At 66.4% G+C, this 16364-nt stretch carries 18 protein-coding genes; 7 read left to right on the forward strand and 11 right to left on the reverse strand.

Features of this window, described 5'->3' with window-relative positions; translation table 11 throughout:
• Positions 1-139: 139 nt before the first annotated feature.
• Together GGR45_RS11570 and gyrB are read right to left on the reverse strand one after the other, a co-directional pair.
• Positions 140-889: a class I SAM-dependent methyltransferase gene (locus tag GGR45_RS11570; RefSeq protein WP_175311964.1), complete on the reverse strand. Its 750-nt coding sequence runs from the start codon at positions 887-889 to the stop codon at positions 140-142.
• A 47-nt stretch (positions 890-936) separates the two neighbouring features.
• Entirely contained in the window at positions 937-3429 is a 2493-nt protein-coding gene (gene gyrB / locus GGR45_RS11575) for a DNA topoisomerase (ATP-hydrolyzing) subunit B (protein WP_175311963.1), read from the reverse strand.
• 107 nt (positions 3430-3536) lie between these two features.
• Between gyrB and GGR45_RS11580 the strand changes: the two genes are divergently transcribed.
• Together GGR45_RS11580 and GGR45_RS11585 are read left to right on the forward strand one after the other, a co-directional pair.
• Positions 3537-4046 (forward strand): ankyrin repeat domain-containing protein, encoded by a 510-nt coding sequence (locus tag GGR45_RS11580; RefSeq protein WP_175311962.1) that lies wholly within the window; start codon positions 3537-3539, stop codon positions 4044-4046.
• A gap of 75 nt (positions 4047-4121) precedes the next feature.
• Positions 4122-4514: a hypothetical protein gene (locus tag GGR45_RS11585; protein ID WP_217497994.1), complete on the forward strand. Its 393-nt coding sequence runs from the start codon at positions 4122-4124 to the stop codon at positions 4512-4514.
• A gap of 28 nt (positions 4515-4542) precedes the next feature.
• On the opposite strand, the gene recF is transcribed toward GGR45_RS11585, so the two are convergent.
• The 3 genes from recF to GGR45_RS11600 all read right to left on the reverse strand — a co-directional run bounded on the left by recF (position 4543) and on the right by GGR45_RS11600 (position 7612).
• Entirely contained in the window at positions 4543-5586 is a 1044-nt protein-coding gene (gene recF, locus GGR45_RS11590; protein ID WP_175311960.1) for a DNA replication/repair protein RecF, read from the reverse strand.
• 150 nt (positions 5587-5736) lie between these two features.
• Positions 5737-6852, reverse strand: coding sequence for a DNA polymerase III subunit beta (dnaN, locus tag GGR45_RS11595; protein ID WP_175311959.1), 1116 nt, complete (start codon positions 6850-6852; stop codon positions 5737-5739).
• Positions 6853-7003: 151 nt separating this feature from the next.
• On the reverse strand, positions 7004-7612 hold the full coding sequence (locus GGR45_RS11600; RefSeq protein ID WP_246358191.1) for an outer membrane protein: 609 nt from the start codon (positions 7610-7612) through the stop codon (positions 7004-7006).
• A gap of 145 nt (positions 7613-7757) precedes the next feature.
• On the opposite strand from GGR45_RS11600, the gene GGR45_RS11605 reads away from it, so the two are divergent.
• The 3 genes from GGR45_RS11605 to rlmN all read left to right on the forward strand — a co-directional run bounded on the left by GGR45_RS11605 (position 7758) and on the right by rlmN (position 10398).
• On the forward strand, positions 7758-8402 hold the full coding sequence (locus GGR45_RS11605) for a histidine phosphatase family protein (protein ID WP_175311958.1): 645 nt from the start codon (positions 7758-7760) through the stop codon (positions 8400-8402).
• Between the two features lie 68 nt (positions 8403-8470).
• Positions 8471-9022, forward strand: a complete 552-nt coding sequence (locus GGR45_RS11610) for a hypothetical protein (RefSeq protein WP_419789994.1) — start codon at positions 8471-8473, stop codon at positions 9020-9022.
• A gap of 167 nt (positions 9023-9189) precedes the next feature.
• A complete protein-coding gene (gene rlmN / locus GGR45_RS11615; RefSeq protein ID WP_042485348.1) occupies positions 9190-10398 on the forward strand; it encodes a dual-specificity RNA methyltransferase RlmN in 1209 nt (402 codons plus the stop codon).
• Between the two features lie 134 nt (positions 10399-10532).
• On the opposite strand, the gene GGR45_RS11620 is transcribed toward rlmN, so the two are convergent.
• From GGR45_RS11620 to GGR45_RS11630, 3 genes are read right to left on the reverse strand one after another with little or no spacing between them, the layout of a single operon-like run.
• Positions 10533-11759, reverse strand: coding sequence for an SAM-dependent methyltransferase (locus GGR45_RS11620; protein WP_175311957.1), 1227 nt, complete (start codon positions 11757-11759; stop codon positions 10533-10535).
• 18 nt (positions 11760-11777) lie between these two features.
• Positions 11778-12521, reverse strand: a complete 744-nt coding sequence (locus tag GGR45_RS11625; RefSeq protein ID WP_175311956.1) for a molybdopterin-dependent oxidoreductase — start codon at positions 12519-12521, stop codon at positions 11778-11780.
• Positions 12518-13252: a cytochrome b/b6 domain-containing protein gene (locus tag GGR45_RS11630; protein ID WP_175311955.1), complete on the reverse strand. Its 735-nt coding sequence runs from the start codon at positions 13250-13252 to the stop codon at positions 12518-12520. The genes GGR45_RS11625 and GGR45_RS11630 overlap by 4 nt, the downstream gene beginning before the upstream one ends.
• Positions 13253-13277: 25 nt before the next feature.
• Between GGR45_RS11630 and GGR45_RS11635 the strand changes: the two genes are divergently transcribed.
• Positions 13278-13898 (forward strand): flavin reductase family protein, encoded by a 621-nt coding sequence (locus GGR45_RS11635; RefSeq protein WP_175311954.1) that lies wholly within the window; start codon positions 13278-13280, stop codon positions 13896-13898.
• A 126-nt stretch (positions 13899-14024) separates the two neighbouring features.
• Positions 14025-14576, forward strand: coding sequence for a PH domain-containing protein (locus GGR45_RS11640; protein ID WP_175311953.1), 552 nt, complete (start codon positions 14025-14027; stop codon positions 14574-14576).
• Here GGR45_RS11640 and GGR45_RS11645 read toward each other — a convergent pair.
• The 3 genes from GGR45_RS11645 to GGR45_RS11655 all read right to left on the reverse strand — a co-directional run bounded on the left by GGR45_RS11645 (position 14567) and on the right by GGR45_RS11655 (position 16333).
• Positions 14567-15325, reverse strand: a complete 759-nt coding sequence (locus tag GGR45_RS11645; RefSeq protein ID WP_175311952.1) for a sulfite exporter TauE/SafE family protein — start codon at positions 15323-15325, stop codon at positions 14567-14569. The genes GGR45_RS11640 and GGR45_RS11645 overlap by 10 nt on opposite strands.
• A gap of 175 nt (positions 15326-15500) precedes the next feature.
• Positions 15501-15905 (reverse strand): hypothetical protein, encoded by a 405-nt coding sequence (locus tag GGR45_RS11650; protein ID WP_175311951.1) that lies wholly within the window; start codon positions 15903-15905, stop codon positions 15501-15503.
• Positions 15902-16333, reverse strand: a complete 432-nt coding sequence (locus GGR45_RS11655; RefSeq protein WP_175311950.1) for a protein tyrosine phosphatase family protein — start codon at positions 16331-16333, stop codon at positions 15902-15904. Before GGR45_RS11655 ends, GGR45_RS11650 begins: the two co-directional genes overlap by 4 nt.
• Positions 16334-16364 lie beyond the last annotated feature (31 nt).

Here is a 16364-nt window from a genome sequence, read left to right on the forward strand (position 1 = left end):
AACGGGCCTCGGTACTGAACCCCGTTCAGCCGAAGGCCACGCCCTACCCTCAACTCTGGCCGCTCCCCTCCCGCAGGCGGGAGGGGGATGGGGGAGGGCAAGATGTCTCACCGAGACTGCCCCCCGCCACCTTCCCCAATCAAGGCTTGCGGAATTTATAAACGAACTGGTCCGTCCGCCCGCGAATGGCGGGATCGAACACATTCTTCGAATGATCGTCCTCAGCGTTACGCAGCACCTTGCTCTCGCCGACGAAGCGGAAGCCGACCGACTGGACCTGGCGCTTGACGGCATCCGGGTCGATCCGGTGCGTCGTATTGGTGTTGGCCAGCCCCTTGCCCACCGTGTCCGCATGATCGATGATGACATAGGTGCCGCCCGACTTGAGCAGCTTGAACACCGCCTGGTCGAAGGCGCGCAGCGCCGGTTCGCCCGCATTATTGGCAACGTCATGATAATTCTGGACGGTCCAGAACAGGTCGACCGGCTTGTCGGAGGCGGGCAGGTTCACCGCCTGCACCTGCGCGGTTGCGTTGGGCAGCTTCCAGCCCTGGATCATGGGCAGCGACTTCTCGGCATATTTCTGCCCGGCGGCGGGCCAATAGGCATAGACATGCCCCTTGGGGCCGACGATGCCGGAGAAAATGCGGGTCCAATAGCCCTTGCCCGGCAGGTAATCGATCACCGTGTCGCCGGGCTTCACCCCGGAAAAGGCAAGGACCGCCGCCGCCTGGCGCCGTTCGTCGTCGCCCGCCTGGTCGGCGCGCGCCGGATCGGCCAGCGCGGCGGCGATAGCGGCGGGGACTTTCGCCGGAGCGGCAGGCTTTTGCTGCGCCACCGCGACGGTCGTGCCCGCCGCCAGCATCAGTCCCAGTGCGATCGCCTTCATGCCTGCTCTCTCCTTGACCAATATTTCCCCGCGGGCGGGATGTTGGCTTACACGTCCAGATTCGCGACGTTCAGCGCATTGTCCTGGATGAACTCGCGGCGCGGTTCGACGACTTCACCCATCAACCGGCTGAACACCTCGTCCGCCGCCGCGACATCGTCCGACGTCACGCGCAGCATCGAGCGGACCGCCGGGTCCAGCGTGGTTTCCCACAGCTGTTCGGCATTCATCTCGCCCAAGCCTTTGTAGCGCTGGATCGCCAGCCCCTTGCGGCCGGCGGTCAGGATCGCCTCGAGCAACTGGCTCGGCCGCGCCACGCGGGTTTCGCCGCGCGCCAGGGTCGTCATGTTGCCCTCCTCATCGGTCGGCACGACATCGGTCGAGGGCTCGGTCGCGGCGCTGCGCAGCGGCACCAGCTTGGCGGCGTGGGTGAAGCTCTCCGCCTGTTCGGCGGCCAGCGAGTGCAGCTTGCGCGCTTCTGCCGAAGCGATGAAGCTGGCCTCGACGATGTGGTGATCGGTCACGCCGCGCCACAGTCGCTCGAAATGCACGCCGCCATCCTCGGTCAGCCGCGCCGACCAGCGCGCCTCGTGATCGCCCGACTCCAACCGCCGCGTGGTTTCGACCACCGTCGCCATCCGCTGCTCGCGGGTCAGCACAGGGTCTAGCGCGCCAGCCAGCGCCAGCACTTCGATGATCGAGGCGTCGTAGCGCCGGGGCACATAGCGCATCAGCGTGCGCATCCGCCGCGCATGGTCGACCAGCGTCTTGAGGTCGTTGCCCGAACGCGCACCGCCCGCGCCCTCCAGCACCATGGTGGAAACACCCGCCTCGACCAGATATTCGTCGAGCGCGGTGTCGTCCTTGAGGTACACTTCCGACCGCCCCTTGGTCGCTTTGTAGAGCGGCGGCTGGGCGATGTAGAGGTGCCCGCGCTCGATCAGCTCGGGCATCTGGCGGTAGAAGAAGGTCAGCAGCAGCGTGCGGATATGCGCGCCGTCGACGTCTGCGTCGGTCATGATGACGATCTTGTGGTAACGCAGTTTGTCCGCGTTGAAATCGTCGCGGCCGATGCCGGTCCCCATCGCCTGGATCAGCGTGCCGATTTCCTTGGACGAGATCATGCGGTCGAACCGCGCACGCTCGGTGTTCAGGATTTTGCCGCGCAAGGGGAGGATCGCCTGGAAATGGCGGTTGCGCCCCTGCTTGGCCGACCCACCGGCCGAGTCACCCTCGACCAGGAACAGTTCGGACTTGGCGGGATCGCGCTCCTGGCAATCGGCGAGCTTGCCGGGCAGCGAGGCGATGTCCATCACGCCCTTGCGCCGCGTCAGCTCGCGGGCGCGCTTGGCGGCCTCACGCGCGGCGGCGGCGTCGATCACCTTCGCGATGATGGCGCGCGCGTTCTGCGGATTTTCCTCCAACCAGTCGGCCAGCTTGTCGGCGATTAGCGATTCCAGCGGCTGGCGCACCTCGGAGGAGACCAGCTTGTCCTTGGTCTGGCTGCTGAACTTCGGATCGGGCAGCTTGACCGAGACGATCGCGGTCAGCCCTTCACGCATGTCGTCGCCGGTCAGCGTCACCTTCTCCTTCTTCAGAAGACCCGACTTGTCGGCATAATTGTTGAGCGTGCGGGTCAGCGCGGCGCGGAAGGCCGCGATATGCGTGCCGCCGTCGCGCTGGGGTATGTTGTTGGTGAACGCCAGGACGTTCTCGTAATAGCTGTCATTCCACTCCAGCGCGACGTCCATGCCGATCGCATCGCGCTGGCCATGGATGGCGATGGGTTCGGGGAAGAGCGGCGACTTGGACCGGTCCAGCCACTTCACGAAGGCGGCGATGCCGCCCTCATAATAGAGCTCGATCGTCTTGGGCTCTTCGTGCCGCGCATCGGTCAGGAACAGGCGCACGCCCGAGTTCAGGAAGGCGAGCTCGCGATAGCGATGCTCGAGCTTCGCAAAGTCGAACTCGACGATCTTGAAGGTCGCGGGGCTGGGCAGGAAGGTGACGCGGGTGCCCTTCTGCCCCGGCTCGGCCTTGCCGACGACCTTCAGCGGCGCGACCGCATCGCCGTGCGCGAAGCGCATATAATGCTCCTCGCCGTCGCGCCAGATGGTCAGGTCCAGGAACTCGGACAGCGCGTTCACCACCGACACGCCGACGCCGTGCAGACCGCCCGACACCTTATAGGCGTTGTCGTCGCTGGTATTCTCGAATTTACCGCCCGCGTGCAGCTGGGTCATGATGACCTCGGCCGCCGACACGCCCTCTTCGGGGTGGATGCCGGTCGGGATGCCGCGCCCATTGTCGGTCACGCTGACCGAGCCGTCGGCGTTCAGCTGGATGTCGATGCGGTCGCAATGCCCCGCCAGCGCTTCGTCGATCGCATTGTCCGACACCTCGAACACCATATGGTGAAGGCCCGAACCGTCGTCGGTGTCGCCGATATACATGCCCGGCCGCTTGCGCACCGCGTCGAGGCCCTTCAGCACCTTGATCGAGGAGGCGCCGTACTCATTCGTCTGGGGGGTATCTGCCATAGCGAGTATATAGGAATTCCCGCTGTTAAGGGGAAGCAAAATGGAAGGCGACGCGGCCCTTTCATGTCCTCTTGCAACGGGGGCGCTTTCATGGCGTTTGAACGGCCATGACCGACAGCTTCGCCACTCCCGCATTACCCGACAGCGCACAGATCCAGTCGCTGTTCTTCGACGCGGTGCGCATCGGCGATGACCAAGCGGTGGGCGCGCTGCTGCGGGCGGGCGCGGATATCGAGGGGGCGGATGCGCGCGGTTATACCGCGCTGGTGCTGTCCAGCTATAACGGCCATCTGTCGACCACCGCGCTGCTGCTCGATGCCGGTGCGCGGCCCGAAGGCGCGACCGATGCGCAGGGCAATTCGGCGCTGATGGGCGTGGCGTTCAAGGGCTATCCGGATATCGCCCGGCTGCTGATCGACCGGGGAGCGGACGTGAACTATCAGAACCGGGCCGGGCAGACCGCCGCGATGATGGCGACCCTGTTCAACCAGGCCGCCATTCTCGACCTGCTGATCGAGCGCGGCGCAGACCTTGGCATCGCGGACGCAGCGGGCAATACGGCACAGCGGCTGGCGCTGATGCAGGGGAATGCCGCGCTGGCCGCGCGGCTTTCCTGACACCGAATTCACCCGCCGGACCGGGCCGTTCATGAACCTTATGCGTATGCCTGTGTACCCAATCGGTCGGGAGATATGCTTGTGATCGGCCAATCCTTGATTCTTGCCACCGCGCTGCTCTCGCTGGGCGTCAGCCAGGCGTCGGCGCAATCGACTTCGGTGCGGCGCGACTATCCCAGTTGCAATCTGGCGCAGCAGCACCGCGTCCGCGGCCAGACCGGCGGCTCGATCCGCGACATCCGCCAGGCGCATATCTCGATGCGCGCCAATATCCTGGAGGCGGACATCGGCAACGCCCGCAAGGCCCGCCGCCTGGCCCAGCCCCAAGCGCAAAAGTTGTGGCAGCGTGTCGAGCAGGTCCGCCGCGACACCGATGCGGCCGTGGCGAAACAAGGCTTCCTGAGCGCGGGCGAAGTCGCCAGTTATGACCGTGCCTTGGATATGGTAGCGACGGCAATTTGCCGCTGATCGATGCCCTGGGTGGTGAGCGACGGGATCAGAATTCTATCCGCGTCGCGTCCCCCGGTACGTCGGTGAACAACGCGGCCTCGGTTCCGGTCATCCAGACCTGGCCCCGGCCGGCGAGCCGCTCGAACAGCGCCGCGCGGCGTGCGGGGTCGAGATGCGCCGCCACCTCGTCGAGCAGCAGCACCGGCGGCACTCCGCGCTGTTCGGTGACGAGATCGGCATGGGCCAGCACGATGCCCAGCAACAATGCCTTTTGCTCGCCGGTCGAACACAGCGCCGCCGCCTGTCCCTTCGCCACATGGACCACGGACAGGTCGGCACGATGCGGCCCCACCAGCGTCCGCCCCGCCGCCGCATCGCGCCTGCGCCCCATGGCCAGCGCATGGGCGAACGCCGCCGGATCGACCGCCTCGCCCTCCAGGGCAAGCGCGGCGCGCGCGAACACGCTGTCGGGAGCCTCGGCGAGCCGCTGGTCGAGCGCCGCGACCGCCGCAACGCGGGCGGCATCGACCGCCACGCCATGCTCGACCATCCGCGCCTCCAGCGCGCTCAGCCAGTCGGGATCGACCGGGCCTTCGCTGGCCAACAGCCGGTTGCGCTCGCGCATGGCTGCTTCATAGCGGGTCGCGTGCATCCCGTGCGCCGGAGCGAGCGCCAGCACCAACCGGTCGAGAAATCGCCGCCGCTCGGACGCAGGCTCGACGAACAGCCGGTCCATCGCCGGGGTCAGCCACAGCACCGACAGCCAGTCGGCCAGCGCGTTGGCGCTCGCCCCCGCCCCCTGAACCCTGACCACGCGCCGCTCGGGCGCGGACGGCAGCGCGCCGGTCGCGATCTCGACATCACCGTCCAGCGTCGCGGCGACCCCGAACCCACCCTTGCCCTCCTGCCGCGCCATCGCCGACAGCGCCGCGCGGCGCAGCCCTCGGCCGGGGGCGAGTAGCGATACCGCCTCCAGGACGTTGGTTTTCCCCGCGCCATTCTGGCCGGTCAGCACGACGAACCCTGCGCTGGGGGTCAGCGTGAGGTCGGCATGATTGCGGAAATCGGTCAGGACAAGGCGGGTGAGCATTATGACCGCCTTAGAACATCCTCCCCGGCACGGGGAGGGGGACCACCGCAAAGCGGTGGTGGAGGGGGATCTCCGGACAGGTCATCCTGTGCCAAAGCCCCCTCCGTCAGGCTTTCAGCCTGCCACCTCCCCGTACCGGGGAGGATTCAATCACACCCGCATCGGCATCAGCACGTAGAGCGCCGGCGCCTTGTCATTCTCGCGGATCAGGGTCGGCGCGGCGGCGTCGGCGAGATGGACCTCGACCAGGTCACTGTCGATCTGGCCGAGAATGTCGAGCAGATAGCGGCTGTTGAAACCGATCTCGAAGCCCAGCGACGTGTATTCGCCCGGCACTTCTTCGGACGCGGTGCCGTTTTCGGGGCTTGTCACCGACAGGGTGATCCGGTCGCGGTCCAGCGCCATCTTCACCGCGCGGGTCTTTTCCGTCGCGATGGTCGACACGCGGTCGACGCCCTGCATGAACGCCTTGGGGTCCAGCTTCAGGATCTTGTCGTTCGCGGTCGGGATGACGCGGCTATAGTCGGGGAAGGTGCCGTCGATCAGCTTGGAGGTCAGGATCGCCTGGCCCAGGTCGAAGCGGATCTTGGTGCCCGACAGCGACACGCCGACCGAGCCGTCCACCTCGTCGAGCAGCTTGCGCAGCTCGCCCACGCACTTCCGCGGCACGATCACGTCGGGCATCCCCTCGGCGCCATTGGGGCGCTCGATGGTGACGCGCGCCAGACGGTGACCATCGGTGGCGGCGGCCTTCAGCACCGGCGCGCCGTTATCCTCGGCGACGTGCAGGAAGATGCCGTTGAGATAATAGCGGGTCTCTTCGGTCGAGATGGCGAAGCGCGTCTTGTCGATGATCTGCTTGAGGAGTTCGACCGGCAGCTCGAACTGGGTCGGCAGCTCGCCCTCGGCAATGACGGGGAAGTCGTCGCGCGGCAGGGTGCCGAGCGAGAAGCGCGCGCGGCCCGCCACGATGGTCATGCGCCCCTCGGCCGCGGTCAGCTGGACCTGCGCGCCCTCGGGCAGCTTGCGCGCAATGTCGAACAGCGTGTGCGCCGACACGGTGGTCGATCCTGGCTGGTCGACGGCGGCGGCGACGCTGTCGTTGATCTGCAGGTCCAGGTCGGTCGCCATCATGCGCAGCTGGCCTTCGGCGGTGGCTTCCAGCAGCACGTTGGAGAGGATCGGAATCGTGTTCCGCCGCTCCACCACCGACTGGACATGGCTCAAACCCTTGAGCAGCGTTGCGCGTTCGATCGTCGCCTTCATTTCCTGATCCCCCGCCGGAACGACCGCATGGTCCCCGAGTCCGAATGATAAATGGCCTTGGTTCCTACCCGCTAAGAAGGGGCCGGAGCAAGGCTCCGACCCCTCTTACATTGGGAGTAAAACCACCGTTAATGTGGAAAAGAATCCCGATTTAGAAGCGCAGGCCCAGACCCGCCATCAGCTGGTGACGGTTCGGGTTGATGCCAACGCCGTCCAGCTCGTCATAGTGCGAATAGCGATATTCACCCTTTACGAAGGTGTTGGGGCTGATCGCATATTCGAGCCCTGCGCCCAGGCGATAGCCGCCGACTTCCTGCTCGTTGGACGTCGTGACACCCGCCGTGGTGTAGCGCGCATCGAACTTGGCGTTGGTGTAACCGCCCTTCAGATAGCCCATCGCGACCGGCGAAATGATATAGCCGACGCGCGCACCGGCATAGAGGTCGCGTCCCGCGCCCAGGCGGAACTCGTCGCCGGGCACGCGGATGCCGTTGCTGCGCGTGTCCGAGCTGCTGCCCGAAATCTCGCCCTCGGCGCCCAGCACCACTGGGCCTGCCGGAATGTCGTAACCGATCGCGGCGCCATAGAGCACGCCGTCGCTCGAACTCTTGTCCTGACCCTGACGATCGTTGAGGCTGTCATAGCCGATCAGGCCCTCGACCCGGAAACCCGTGAAGGGCTGCGCGGTCTGCGCGGCGGCGGGGGCCGCAGCGGCGATGGCTGCCGAGGTCGCCAGGGCGGCGAGCATGAGCTTACGCATACACTATACTCCATTACTGTACCGGCCGCCCTTACATTCGGCGGTTGCCGCACCAATGGCGCGAAAGCGCGGTCGTTGCATGAACCTCAGCTAAACAGGAAAAAGCGTTGCATAGACGCAACAGCCGCGACAGGGATGACGGGTCATGACCACCCGCCCCGCCCCGTTCGCCCGGAAAGGCCGCGATTATGTCGCCCGCCATGGCGAGACGGTCTTCAACCGGATCGGACGCATCCAGGGCGACCGGGTCGAGCTGCACACACCGCTGACCCGGCAGGGATTCGCACAAGCCGAGGCGATCGGCGAAGCCCTGCGCGAGCGGCTGGGCACGATGCCCGCGCTGACCCTCTGGTCCTCGCCGACAGGGCGCGCGCTCCAGACCTTGGCGGTGATCGCCGAGCATCTGACGCTCGACTGGCACGAAACGCGGCAGGACCTCCGGCTGATCGAGCTGGGTTTCGGCAGCTGGGGCGGACAGGATTTCGCCGCGCTGACTGCGATTCACGGCCCCATCGTCCATCCGCACGGCATGGCGGTGGGCGCGCCCGATGGCGAAAGCTATGCGGCGATGGCGGCCCGGCTGTCGGCCTGGTCGGACGACACGGCCGAGCATGACGGCGACCGGCTGATCCTGATGCATGGCCTGTCCAGCCGGGTGCTGCGCGGGCTGCTGTTGGGGTTGCCCGACGACGCGCTGTGCGGCGTTCCGGTGGCGGAGCGCCTGCCACAGGGATCGATCGTGATGATCGAGGGCGGGGTCGAGACGATGATCCACCGGGCTGGCCCATGAAGCGGCTGGACCATGATGACATCCCATTGAACCATTATGAGCCCCTCCCCTTCAGGGGAGGGGTTGGGGTGAGGGGTCGCCCCGAACCGCACGCTTGCGGGTCCGCCCCGCCCCCGGCCCCTCCCCTGAAGGGGAGGGGTAGGCCCATCTCATGTCATCTTGCCCTAGGTCTGTGTCTGGCGCTGATCGCCGCGCCCGTCCTCGCCCGCGAGACGATCGGCATCTACAAGGGCTGGGGCGCATTCCGCGATCCCGACCGCTGCTATGCCATTGCCAAGCCTGTGCTGGCGAACGGACGCGTCGGCGGATTCGCCAGCGTCGGCACCTGGCCCGCCAAGCGGCTGCGCGAATCTTTCCACGCGCATCTGAGCCTCCCCCGCGACCGCGCCGCAGCCGTCACGCTGGCGATCGGCGAGCGCCGCTTTCCGCTGGTCGGCACCCCCCAGGACGTCTGGGCACCCGACGCCGCCACCGACCACGCGCTGGTCATGGCGATGCGCTCCGGCCGCAGCATGAGCATCTCCGCCGTCGATCCACGCCACCGCCCCTTCGCCGACACCTATGCGCTGGCGGGGGCGGCGGCGGCGATCGATGCGGCGACCTTGGCGTGTGTGGGGTAACGCTTATTCCTCCCCGGCAAGGGGAGGGGGACCATGCGCAGCATGGTGGAGGGGGATCACCACATAGGACACCCGGTGGGGAAGCCCCCTCCGTCAGCGCTACGCGCTGCCATCTCCCCTTGCAGGGGAGGATGGAAATCCCCCCGATTTTGCGCTATGGCTGCGCGATGCAGACAGTTTCGGCCGCCCTCATGCCCATTCCGGGGCACATCGATCCCGTGCCCGTGCCGCGCGGGGTGCAACCGCGTCCCGATGGTCGCGTCGACCTGATCGGCCTGACCAAGGACCAGCTTCGCGAGGCGCTGCTGTCTGGCGGCATGGAGCTGAAGCAGGCCAAGCTGCGCTCCAAGCAGATCTGGCACTGGCTCTATAATCGCGGCGCGACCCGTTTCGCCGACATGACCGACATCGCCAAGGCGCAGCATCCCTGGCTGGAGGAGCGCTTCGTCATCGGCCGCCCCGAAGTGGTCGAGGCGCAGGTGTCGAACGACGGCACGCGCAAGTGGCTGCTGCGTTCGGCCGACGGGCAGGATTATGAGATGGTGTTCATCCCCGACGCCGATCGGGGAACGCTATGCGTGTCGAGCCAGGTCGGCTGCACGCTCAACTGCCGCTTCTGCCACACCGGCACGATGCGCCTTGTCCGCAACCTGACCGCGGGCGAGATCGTCGGGCAGGTCATGCTGGCGCGCGACTCGCTTGGCGAATGGCCCAGCCAGCCCGAGGGGCGGATGCTGACCAACATCGTCATGATGGGCATGGGCGAGCCGCTCTATAATTTCGATGCGGTGCGCGACGCGCTGAAGCTGGTGATGGACGGCGATGGCCTGGCGCTGTCCAAGCGTCGCATCACCCTGTCGACCAGCGGCGTCGTGCCGATGATGGCGCGCGCGGGCGCGGAGATCGGCGTGAACCTGGCCGTGTCGCTCCATGCCGTCACCAAGGACGTGCGCGACGAGCTGGTGCCGCTCAACAAGAAATACGGCATCGAGGAATTGCTGCAGGCCTGCGCCGACTATCCGGGTGCCAACAACGCGCGGCGCATCACCTTTGAATATGTGATGCTGAAGGACAAGAACGACTCGGACGCCGATGCGCACGAACTGGTCCGGCTGCTGCGCCATTACGACCTGCCCGCCAAGGTGAACCTGATTCCGTTCAATCCCTGGCCCGGCGCCGATTACGAATGCTCGACGCCGGAGCGGATTCGCCGGTTCTCCGACATCGTGTTCGAGGGCGGCATCTCCGCCCCCGTCCGCACGCCGCGCGGCCGCGACATCGATGCGGCCTGTGGCCAGCTGAAGACCGCCGCCGAGAAGAAGAGCCGCGCGCAGCTCGACCGCGAGGCGGAAGAGAAGTTCGCGGCTTTGGGGTAAGGCAATCCTCCCCGGCACGGGGAGGTGGCAGCGCGGCGCGCTGACGGAGGGGGGCTTCCACTAAGGGTGTCCTTTGCGGCGAACCCCCTCCACCATGCTTCGCATGGTCCCCCTCCCCGCTTGCGGGGAGGATTTTAGTCCCGCAGCGCGCGCTCGCCTTCGAACATATAATCCCGCGTTACCGGCACCGAGAGCCGCCCGCGCGTTAGCTGCACCTGATAGTTGCACAGCCCGCCATTGCGGAACGCCGCGCCCGCGCCCGCCAGATAGAACAGCCACATCCGATAGAAACGCTCGTCATACAGCTCGACGATGCGGTCCTTCGCCGCCACGGTGCGATCGTACCAGATGTCGAGCGTCCAGCCATAATGGCAGCGCAGCACCTCGACATCGGTCAGGAACATGCGCAAGCCTTCCTGCGCACGCACGATCTCCGACAGCGCAGGGTTATAGCCGCCGGGGAAGATATATTTGGTCGTCCAGTCGTCGGTGACGCCCGGCCCGTTCAGCCGCCCGATCGTATGGAGCAGCATCACGCCGTCCTCGGTCAGCAGGTCGCGGCACTTGCGGAAGAAGGTGCGATATTGCGGCGGGCCGACATGCTCGAACATGCCGACCGAGACGATGCGGTCGAACTGGCCCTCCACGCGGCGATAGTCGATCAGCTCGAACTTCACCTTGTCCGACACGCCCAGCGCCTCGGCCCGCGCGCGCGCGACCTTGAGCTGTTCCTCGGACAGGGTGACGCCCAGCACTTCCGCGCCGCATTTCTGGTGCAGGTACAGCGCCATGCCGCCCCAGCCACAGCCGATGTCGAGGACCTTCATCCCCGGCTCGATCGCCAGCTTGGCGGCGATATGCGCCTTCTTGTCGCGTTGCGCGCGTTCCAGATCATTCTGCGGGTCGGTGAAATAGGCGCAGCTATATTGCTTGTCGGTGTCGAGAAAGAGTTCGTACAATGTGCCCGACAGGTCGTAATGGTGCGCGACGTTCTTCTTCGACCGGCGCTCCATGTTGATCCGGTCGATGCGATGCTTGATCGCGCCCACCGTGCGGACCAGTCGCGAGGGGTTCAGGTTTGCGCGGCCCGCTTCCCACTTGTCGTTGGCGGTCAGCAGTTCGACCAGGTCGCGGACATCGCCCTTCTCGACGACCAGGCGGCCGTCCATGAAGCATTCGCCCGCCGCCAGCGCAGGATTACGGACGATCTGCCCGGCGACGCGGCCGTCGGTGAAGCGGATCGCAACATCCGGATAACCGGGCTCGGGCGAGCCGAACTCGCGGACCGTGCCGTCATGATGGGTAAGGGACAGGCGGCCCTTGCGGACCGCGCGCGACAGAAAGAGATCGATCAGCGCCATATGGCACGCCCTAGTGCCTTAAATTCCGGCGTACCAGTCATAATCGACGTGATCTTCCCAGTATCCGCCCTTGCCCAAACCTATGTTATCCAGACTTTGCACGGCATCGATCCGCATCAGATATTTGGCGTGCTTGTAGCCCAGTTGCCGCTCGACCCGCAGTCGCAAGGGCGCGCCGTGGCCGATGTCCAGCATCCGCCCGTTCATGCCCCAGGCCAGGATCGTCTGGGGATGGAAGGCATCGATCAGGTCGATGGACTCGTAATAGGGCTGCCCGCCATAGAGGTCGGCACAGGTGAAGACGACATAGCGCGCCCGCGTGCTGATATCGGCGGCCTTCAGGATATTGCCCAGCATCGGCCCCATCCACTCGCCGATCGCGCTCCATCCCTCGACACAGTCGTGGCGGGTGATCTGGCGACGCGCCGGGAACTCGCCGATCTGGCGCAGCGAGAGCGACAGCGGCTTGCCGACCAGCCCGCCGACCGTCAGCCGCCAGTCCTGAAAACGGTTGGCGGCGAGCGCGGCATATTCGGGCGTGCCCGGATTGCGGGTGCCGTTGGTGCGGAAGATCGGTGACATCTGGTCGCGACGATATTCAGGCGCGAGTGCCCCGCGATCCATCAGCGCGCGTTGCAGCCCCTTTTGCATGTCCTCGCCCGCGAACAGGATCTTGCGCGCGGTCGGCTGCTGGATGACCCTGTCGCAGCCTGCCAGAAGCAGCCCAGCGCCGCCGGTGAGGATGGTACGCCGCCTGATCATTCCGGAACCCTCCAGCGGCCGGTAATCATCGACCGCATTTCGTTGAGCGGCCCGGCCAGGATGACCAGCACCAGATGGACGATGGTGAACAGCGCGAGCAATGTCGCGGTGATGAAGTGGATCGACCGCGCCGATTGTCGCCCGCCCAGCAGCTCCAGCACCCAGGGCCAGGCGGCGTTCATGCCGGGCGACAGCGCGATGCCGGTCAGGATGGCGAGCGGCAGGGCGACGAACAACACGGCCACATAGCTCAGCTTCTGGAACAGATTGTAGCGCCTCGGATCGCGCTCGTCATGAAAGCGGAATACCAGATGCCGCCGGAAATCCGCCCATATGGCAGCAGGGCGAAGCTCCCGCCCCCGGATGCGCAGGTCGCGCTGGAAATGCCGCGTGACCAGCCCGCCGATCATATAGGCGAGCAGGCCGAAGCCCAGCACCAGCGCGAAAAACAGATGCCAACGCCGCGAGATCGCCAGATTGTAGCGCGCCGGGATGGTCAGCCAGGCCGGGAAATGCGGCAGGCTCGCCCAGGCGTGATCGAAATTGGCGCCGTAACGCCCCCAATATAGCCGGGGATGCGCATTGGAGATGCCCAGCCCCGATCCCAGCAGGATCAGCACCGCCACCGCATTGACCCAATGCCAGATGCGCGTCACCCAGCCATGGCGGGGGATGACGGCGCCTGGTGCCTCCGGGGCTCTTTCCGGCTCGGTCGGCGTTCCGGCTTCCATCCACACTCCCTTTCGGTGACCATCCATGATCGACAACTGGCATTTCTACGAACCCGTCAACGGTCATGGACTGGCGCATGATCCCTTGAACGCGATCGTGGCCCCCCGCCCGATCGGCTGGATCGGCAGCCGGTCGGGGGCGGGCGTCAATAATCTGGCACCCTACAGCTTTTTCAACGTCTTCAACTACCGTCCGCCGCTGATCGGCTTTTCGTCGCAAGGATGGAAGGACTCGGTCGCCAATATCGCCGAGACCAAGGTGTTCACCTGGAACCTCGCCACCATGACGCTGGCCGAGGCGATGAACGCCAGCGCGACGAGCGTGGCCGCGGACGTGGACGAGTTCGCCCTGGCCGGGGTGACAGCCGAGGAAGGCAAGCTGGTCGCGGCGCCACGCGTGGCGGAAAGCCCGGTGTCGTTCGAATGCCGCCTGACCCAGTTGATCCGGCTGGAGACCAAGGAGGGCCACGAACTCGACCAGTGGCTGGTCATCGGCGAGGCGGTGGGCATCCATATCGCCGCCGACCTGATCGAAAACGGCATCTACCAGACCGCCAGCGCCCGCCCGATCCTGCGCGGCGGCGGACCGGTCGATTATTTCGAGGTGACGGAGGCGGCCCGGTTCGAAATGCGGCGCCCGGGTTGATCCCAAGCGGTTGCAGGCTTCGCCTTGCTGGATACCGTGACATGCCAGCGGAAATCGGTAGAGTCGGCGGCGGCCGATCGGGAGCATGGCATGGGGGTAGAGGTAGAACGCCACGGGGAAACTCCCGTGATCCTGTTGCGGGGACAGTTCAGTCCCCAGCTTCGCCTCTATTTCCTGGCCTATTGGACGGTGACGGTCGTCGCGTCCATCGTGGGCATCCTTCTCTTGCCGATCTGGCTGGTGATCGGTCCGCCCTGGATCCGACGCTATCACGCCGCGTTGCGATGCGATCTGACGGAACGCAGCGTGGTCATCGCCAAGGGACTGATCTTTCGTCGCGAACTGACCATCCCGCTGGACAAGATTCAGGACATATCGATCCGTGAGGGGCCGCTGCTCAAGAAATTCGGCCTTTTGCAGTTGCGCGTGGAAACGGCCGGGCAAAGCCAATCGGCGTCGGGCAAGTCCGACGCCGACCTGATCGGCCTGGTCGACGCCCGCGCGGTGCGGGATCGGATCCTGGAACAGCGCGACCGGCTGGCTTTGACGGACAGCTCCGGCACCGCGCCGTCATCGGATCGACAGGTTCTGATCGACATCCGCGACAGCCTGTTGCGTCTGGAGCAGGCGATCGGCGGGCGGGCGGCCGGTTCGTCGCCGCCGTCCGATCAGGAATAGCCGCGCCAGAAAAAGACGAGAGTCGTCACCGTCGTAAGCAACAGGGTCCAGCCCCGGATCAAACCGGCGGGCAGTTTGCGCCCGATGATCGCGCCGCTCCACCCGCCCAGGACGCCGCCCGCCAGCATGGGCAGGCATTGAGCCCAGGCAACCATGCCGGTGACGACGAACACGAGCGTCGCGGCGGCATTGGCCGTGGCCAGCATCAGGGTGCGGGGCGCGGCAAGCTGGGCCGGGTTGCGTCCGGACAACAGGCCCCATGCCGCCGTCAACATCATGCCGATGCCACCGCCGAAATAGCCGCCATAGATGCCCAACACCGCCTGCGCCCCCATCAGCGCGCGCGGTCCCGGTCGGGCGATACGGGCCAGCCAGTCCGAGGCGTGCCGCCCGCCCGCGATCGCGAGCGTCGCGGTCAGGAGCAGCCAGGGCACGATCAGGTCGAAGGCGCGTGGTGGCGTCAGGAACAACAGGATGCTGCCCAGCAGCGCAAATACGAAGGTCAGCGCCGCCATCCGCCGCATCGACACGCCCATTACGGGCTCCAGCCCGTGCCGATAGGCCCAGACGCTCGCCATGGCGGCGGGCTGCAGCGCGACATTGGAGGTGGCATTGGCAATGGTGGAGGGCAATCCCAGCGCGATCAGCGTCGGCATGGTCGAAAAGCTGCCGCCCCCCGCCAGCGCATTCATCGCGCCGCCGACAAAGCCGCCAACGGCCGCCAGCGCAAGAAAGGTCCAGTCGATCATCGGGGACGGTAACGCGTAATGGGGGAAGTTTGTCCCTCCACCATCGCTGGCACGATGGTCCCCTTCCGTAAGCACCACCTGGGGACGGACAGGGCTGCAAAATCCTCCCTAAGCGGCGCTTGGAGAAGGAGACCGCCCGGCCCGGCCGGGTGGTGGAAAGGCATTCCCCCCGCAGTCATCGCGGGGCCAGCCGCCGGATGTCGAGCACGTCCACCCCGGCCAGCATCACCGGCCCGAAGCGCCCTTCGACCTCGGCGACGATGCCCTTGGTGGTCGAGCGCACGCGCGCCCAGGGAATTTCGCGTACCACCATGCGGCGGCCGTGCAGCTTGACCGCCGCGACCCGGCCATCGGTCGCCACCGCCAGCGCACCCTGCCCATCGGCACCGACCACGGCTCCGGCCACGGTAAAACCCGTCAACGCCGACTCGGCGGCGGCCGCCACATCCTCGGGCGAGCCGATGCGGCGGTCGCGGCGGCGGGTGCACAGCCAGGCGACACCGGCACCGCCGAGCCCCACGCCGACGCCCAGCCCGGCCAGCGCCCAGGGCGTCACCGCACCGGCGAGCGGCAGGATCATCCGGCGTTGCCCGCCAGCGCATCCAGGGTCGGCCGCAGGCCGGACAGGTCATAACCTGCCCCTTCGGCCTGCATCACGATCAGGGTCGGATTGCGCCCCGCCTTGGCCGCCGCCAGCGCCCACAGGTTGCAGCTGCGCGTACCGGACCGGCAATAGGCCAGCACTGGCCCCTTGGCCTCGACCAGCGCCTGGGTCATCTGATCGACCATCTCATGGCTGAACCCACCGGGCGTCACGGGAATGGCGGTATAGGCCAGACCATGGTCCTCGGCCGCCGCGCGAATCGAGTCGCCGGTCGGCTGGCCCGGTTCCTCGCCGTCGGGACGGTTGTTGACGATGGCGGAATAGCCCGCCGCCTTGATCGCGGCGACATCCTCGGGCCGGATCTGGGGAGCGACGGCGACGCTTTCATTGATTGGGCGGATCATGCGGTTCACCTATTCAATGGGCCGTTTCACC

It is taken from the genome of Sphingomonas zeae, assembly GCF_014197135.1.
Lineage (GTDB): Bacteria > Pseudomonadota > Alphaproteobacteria > Sphingomonadales > Sphingomonadaceae > Sphingomonas > Sphingomonas zeae.

Coding starts and splice junctions, on each gene's coding strand:
- GGR45_RS11635 (WP_175311954.1), top strand. CDS start 13,278: ATGATCGACAACTGGCATTTCTACGAACCCGTCAACGGTCATGGACTG.
- GGR45_RS11620 (WP_175311957.1), bottom strand. CDS start 11,759: ATGGCGCTGATCGATCTCTTTCTGTCGCGCGCGGTCCGCAAGGGCCGC.
- GGR45_RS11600 (WP_246358191.1), bottom strand. CDS start 7,612: ATGCGTAAGCTCATGCTCGCCGCCCTGGCGACCTCGGCAGCCATCGCC.
- GGR45_RS11625 (WP_175311956.1), bottom strand. CDS start 12,521: ATGATCAGGCGGCGTACCATCCTCACCGGCGGCGCTGGGCTGCTTCTG.
- gyrB (WP_175311963.1), bottom strand. CDS start 3,429: ATGGCAGATACCCCCCAGACGAATGAGTACGGCGCCTCCTCGATCAAG.
- GGR45_RS11605 (WP_175311958.1), top strand. CDS start 7,758: ATGACCACCCGCCCCGCCCCGTTCGCCCGGAAAGGCCGCGATTATGTC.
- recF (WP_175311960.1), bottom strand. CDS start 5,586: ATGCTCACCCGCCTTGTCCTGACCGATTTCCGCAATCATGCCGACCTC.
- GGR45_RS11645 (WP_175311952.1), bottom strand. CDS start 15,325: ATGATCGACTGGACCTTTCTTGCGCTGGCGGCCGTTGGCGGCTTTGTC.
- GGR45_RS11655 (WP_175311950.1), bottom strand. CDS start 16,333: ATGATCCGCCCAATCAATGAAAGCGTCGCCGTCGCTCCCCAGATCCGG.
- GGR45_RS11650 (WP_175311951.1), bottom strand. CDS start 15,905: ATGATCCTGCCGCTCGCCGGTGCGGTGACGCCCTGGGCGCTGGCCGGG.
- dnaN (WP_175311959.1), bottom strand. CDS start 6,852: ATGAAGGCGACGATCGAACGCGCAACGCTGCTCAAGGGTTTGAGCCAT.
- rlmN (WP_042485348.1), top strand. CDS start 9,190: ATGCAGACAGTTTCGGCCGCCCTCATGCCCATTCCGGGGCACATCGAT.
- GGR45_RS11570 (WP_175311964.1), bottom strand. CDS start 889: ATGAAGGCGATCGCACTGGGACTGATGCTGGCGGCGGGCACGACCGTC.
- GGR45_RS11585 (WP_217497994.1), top strand. CDS start 4,122: ATGCTTGTGATCGGCCAATCCTTGATTCTTGCCACCGCGCTGCTCTCG.
- GGR45_RS11580 (WP_175311962.1), top strand. CDS start 3,537: ATGACCGACAGCTTCGCCACTCCCGCATTACCCGACAGCGCACAGATC.
- GGR45_RS11630 (WP_175311955.1), bottom strand. CDS start 13,252: ATGGAAGCCGGAACGCCGACCGAGCCGGAAAGAGCCCCGGAGGCACCA.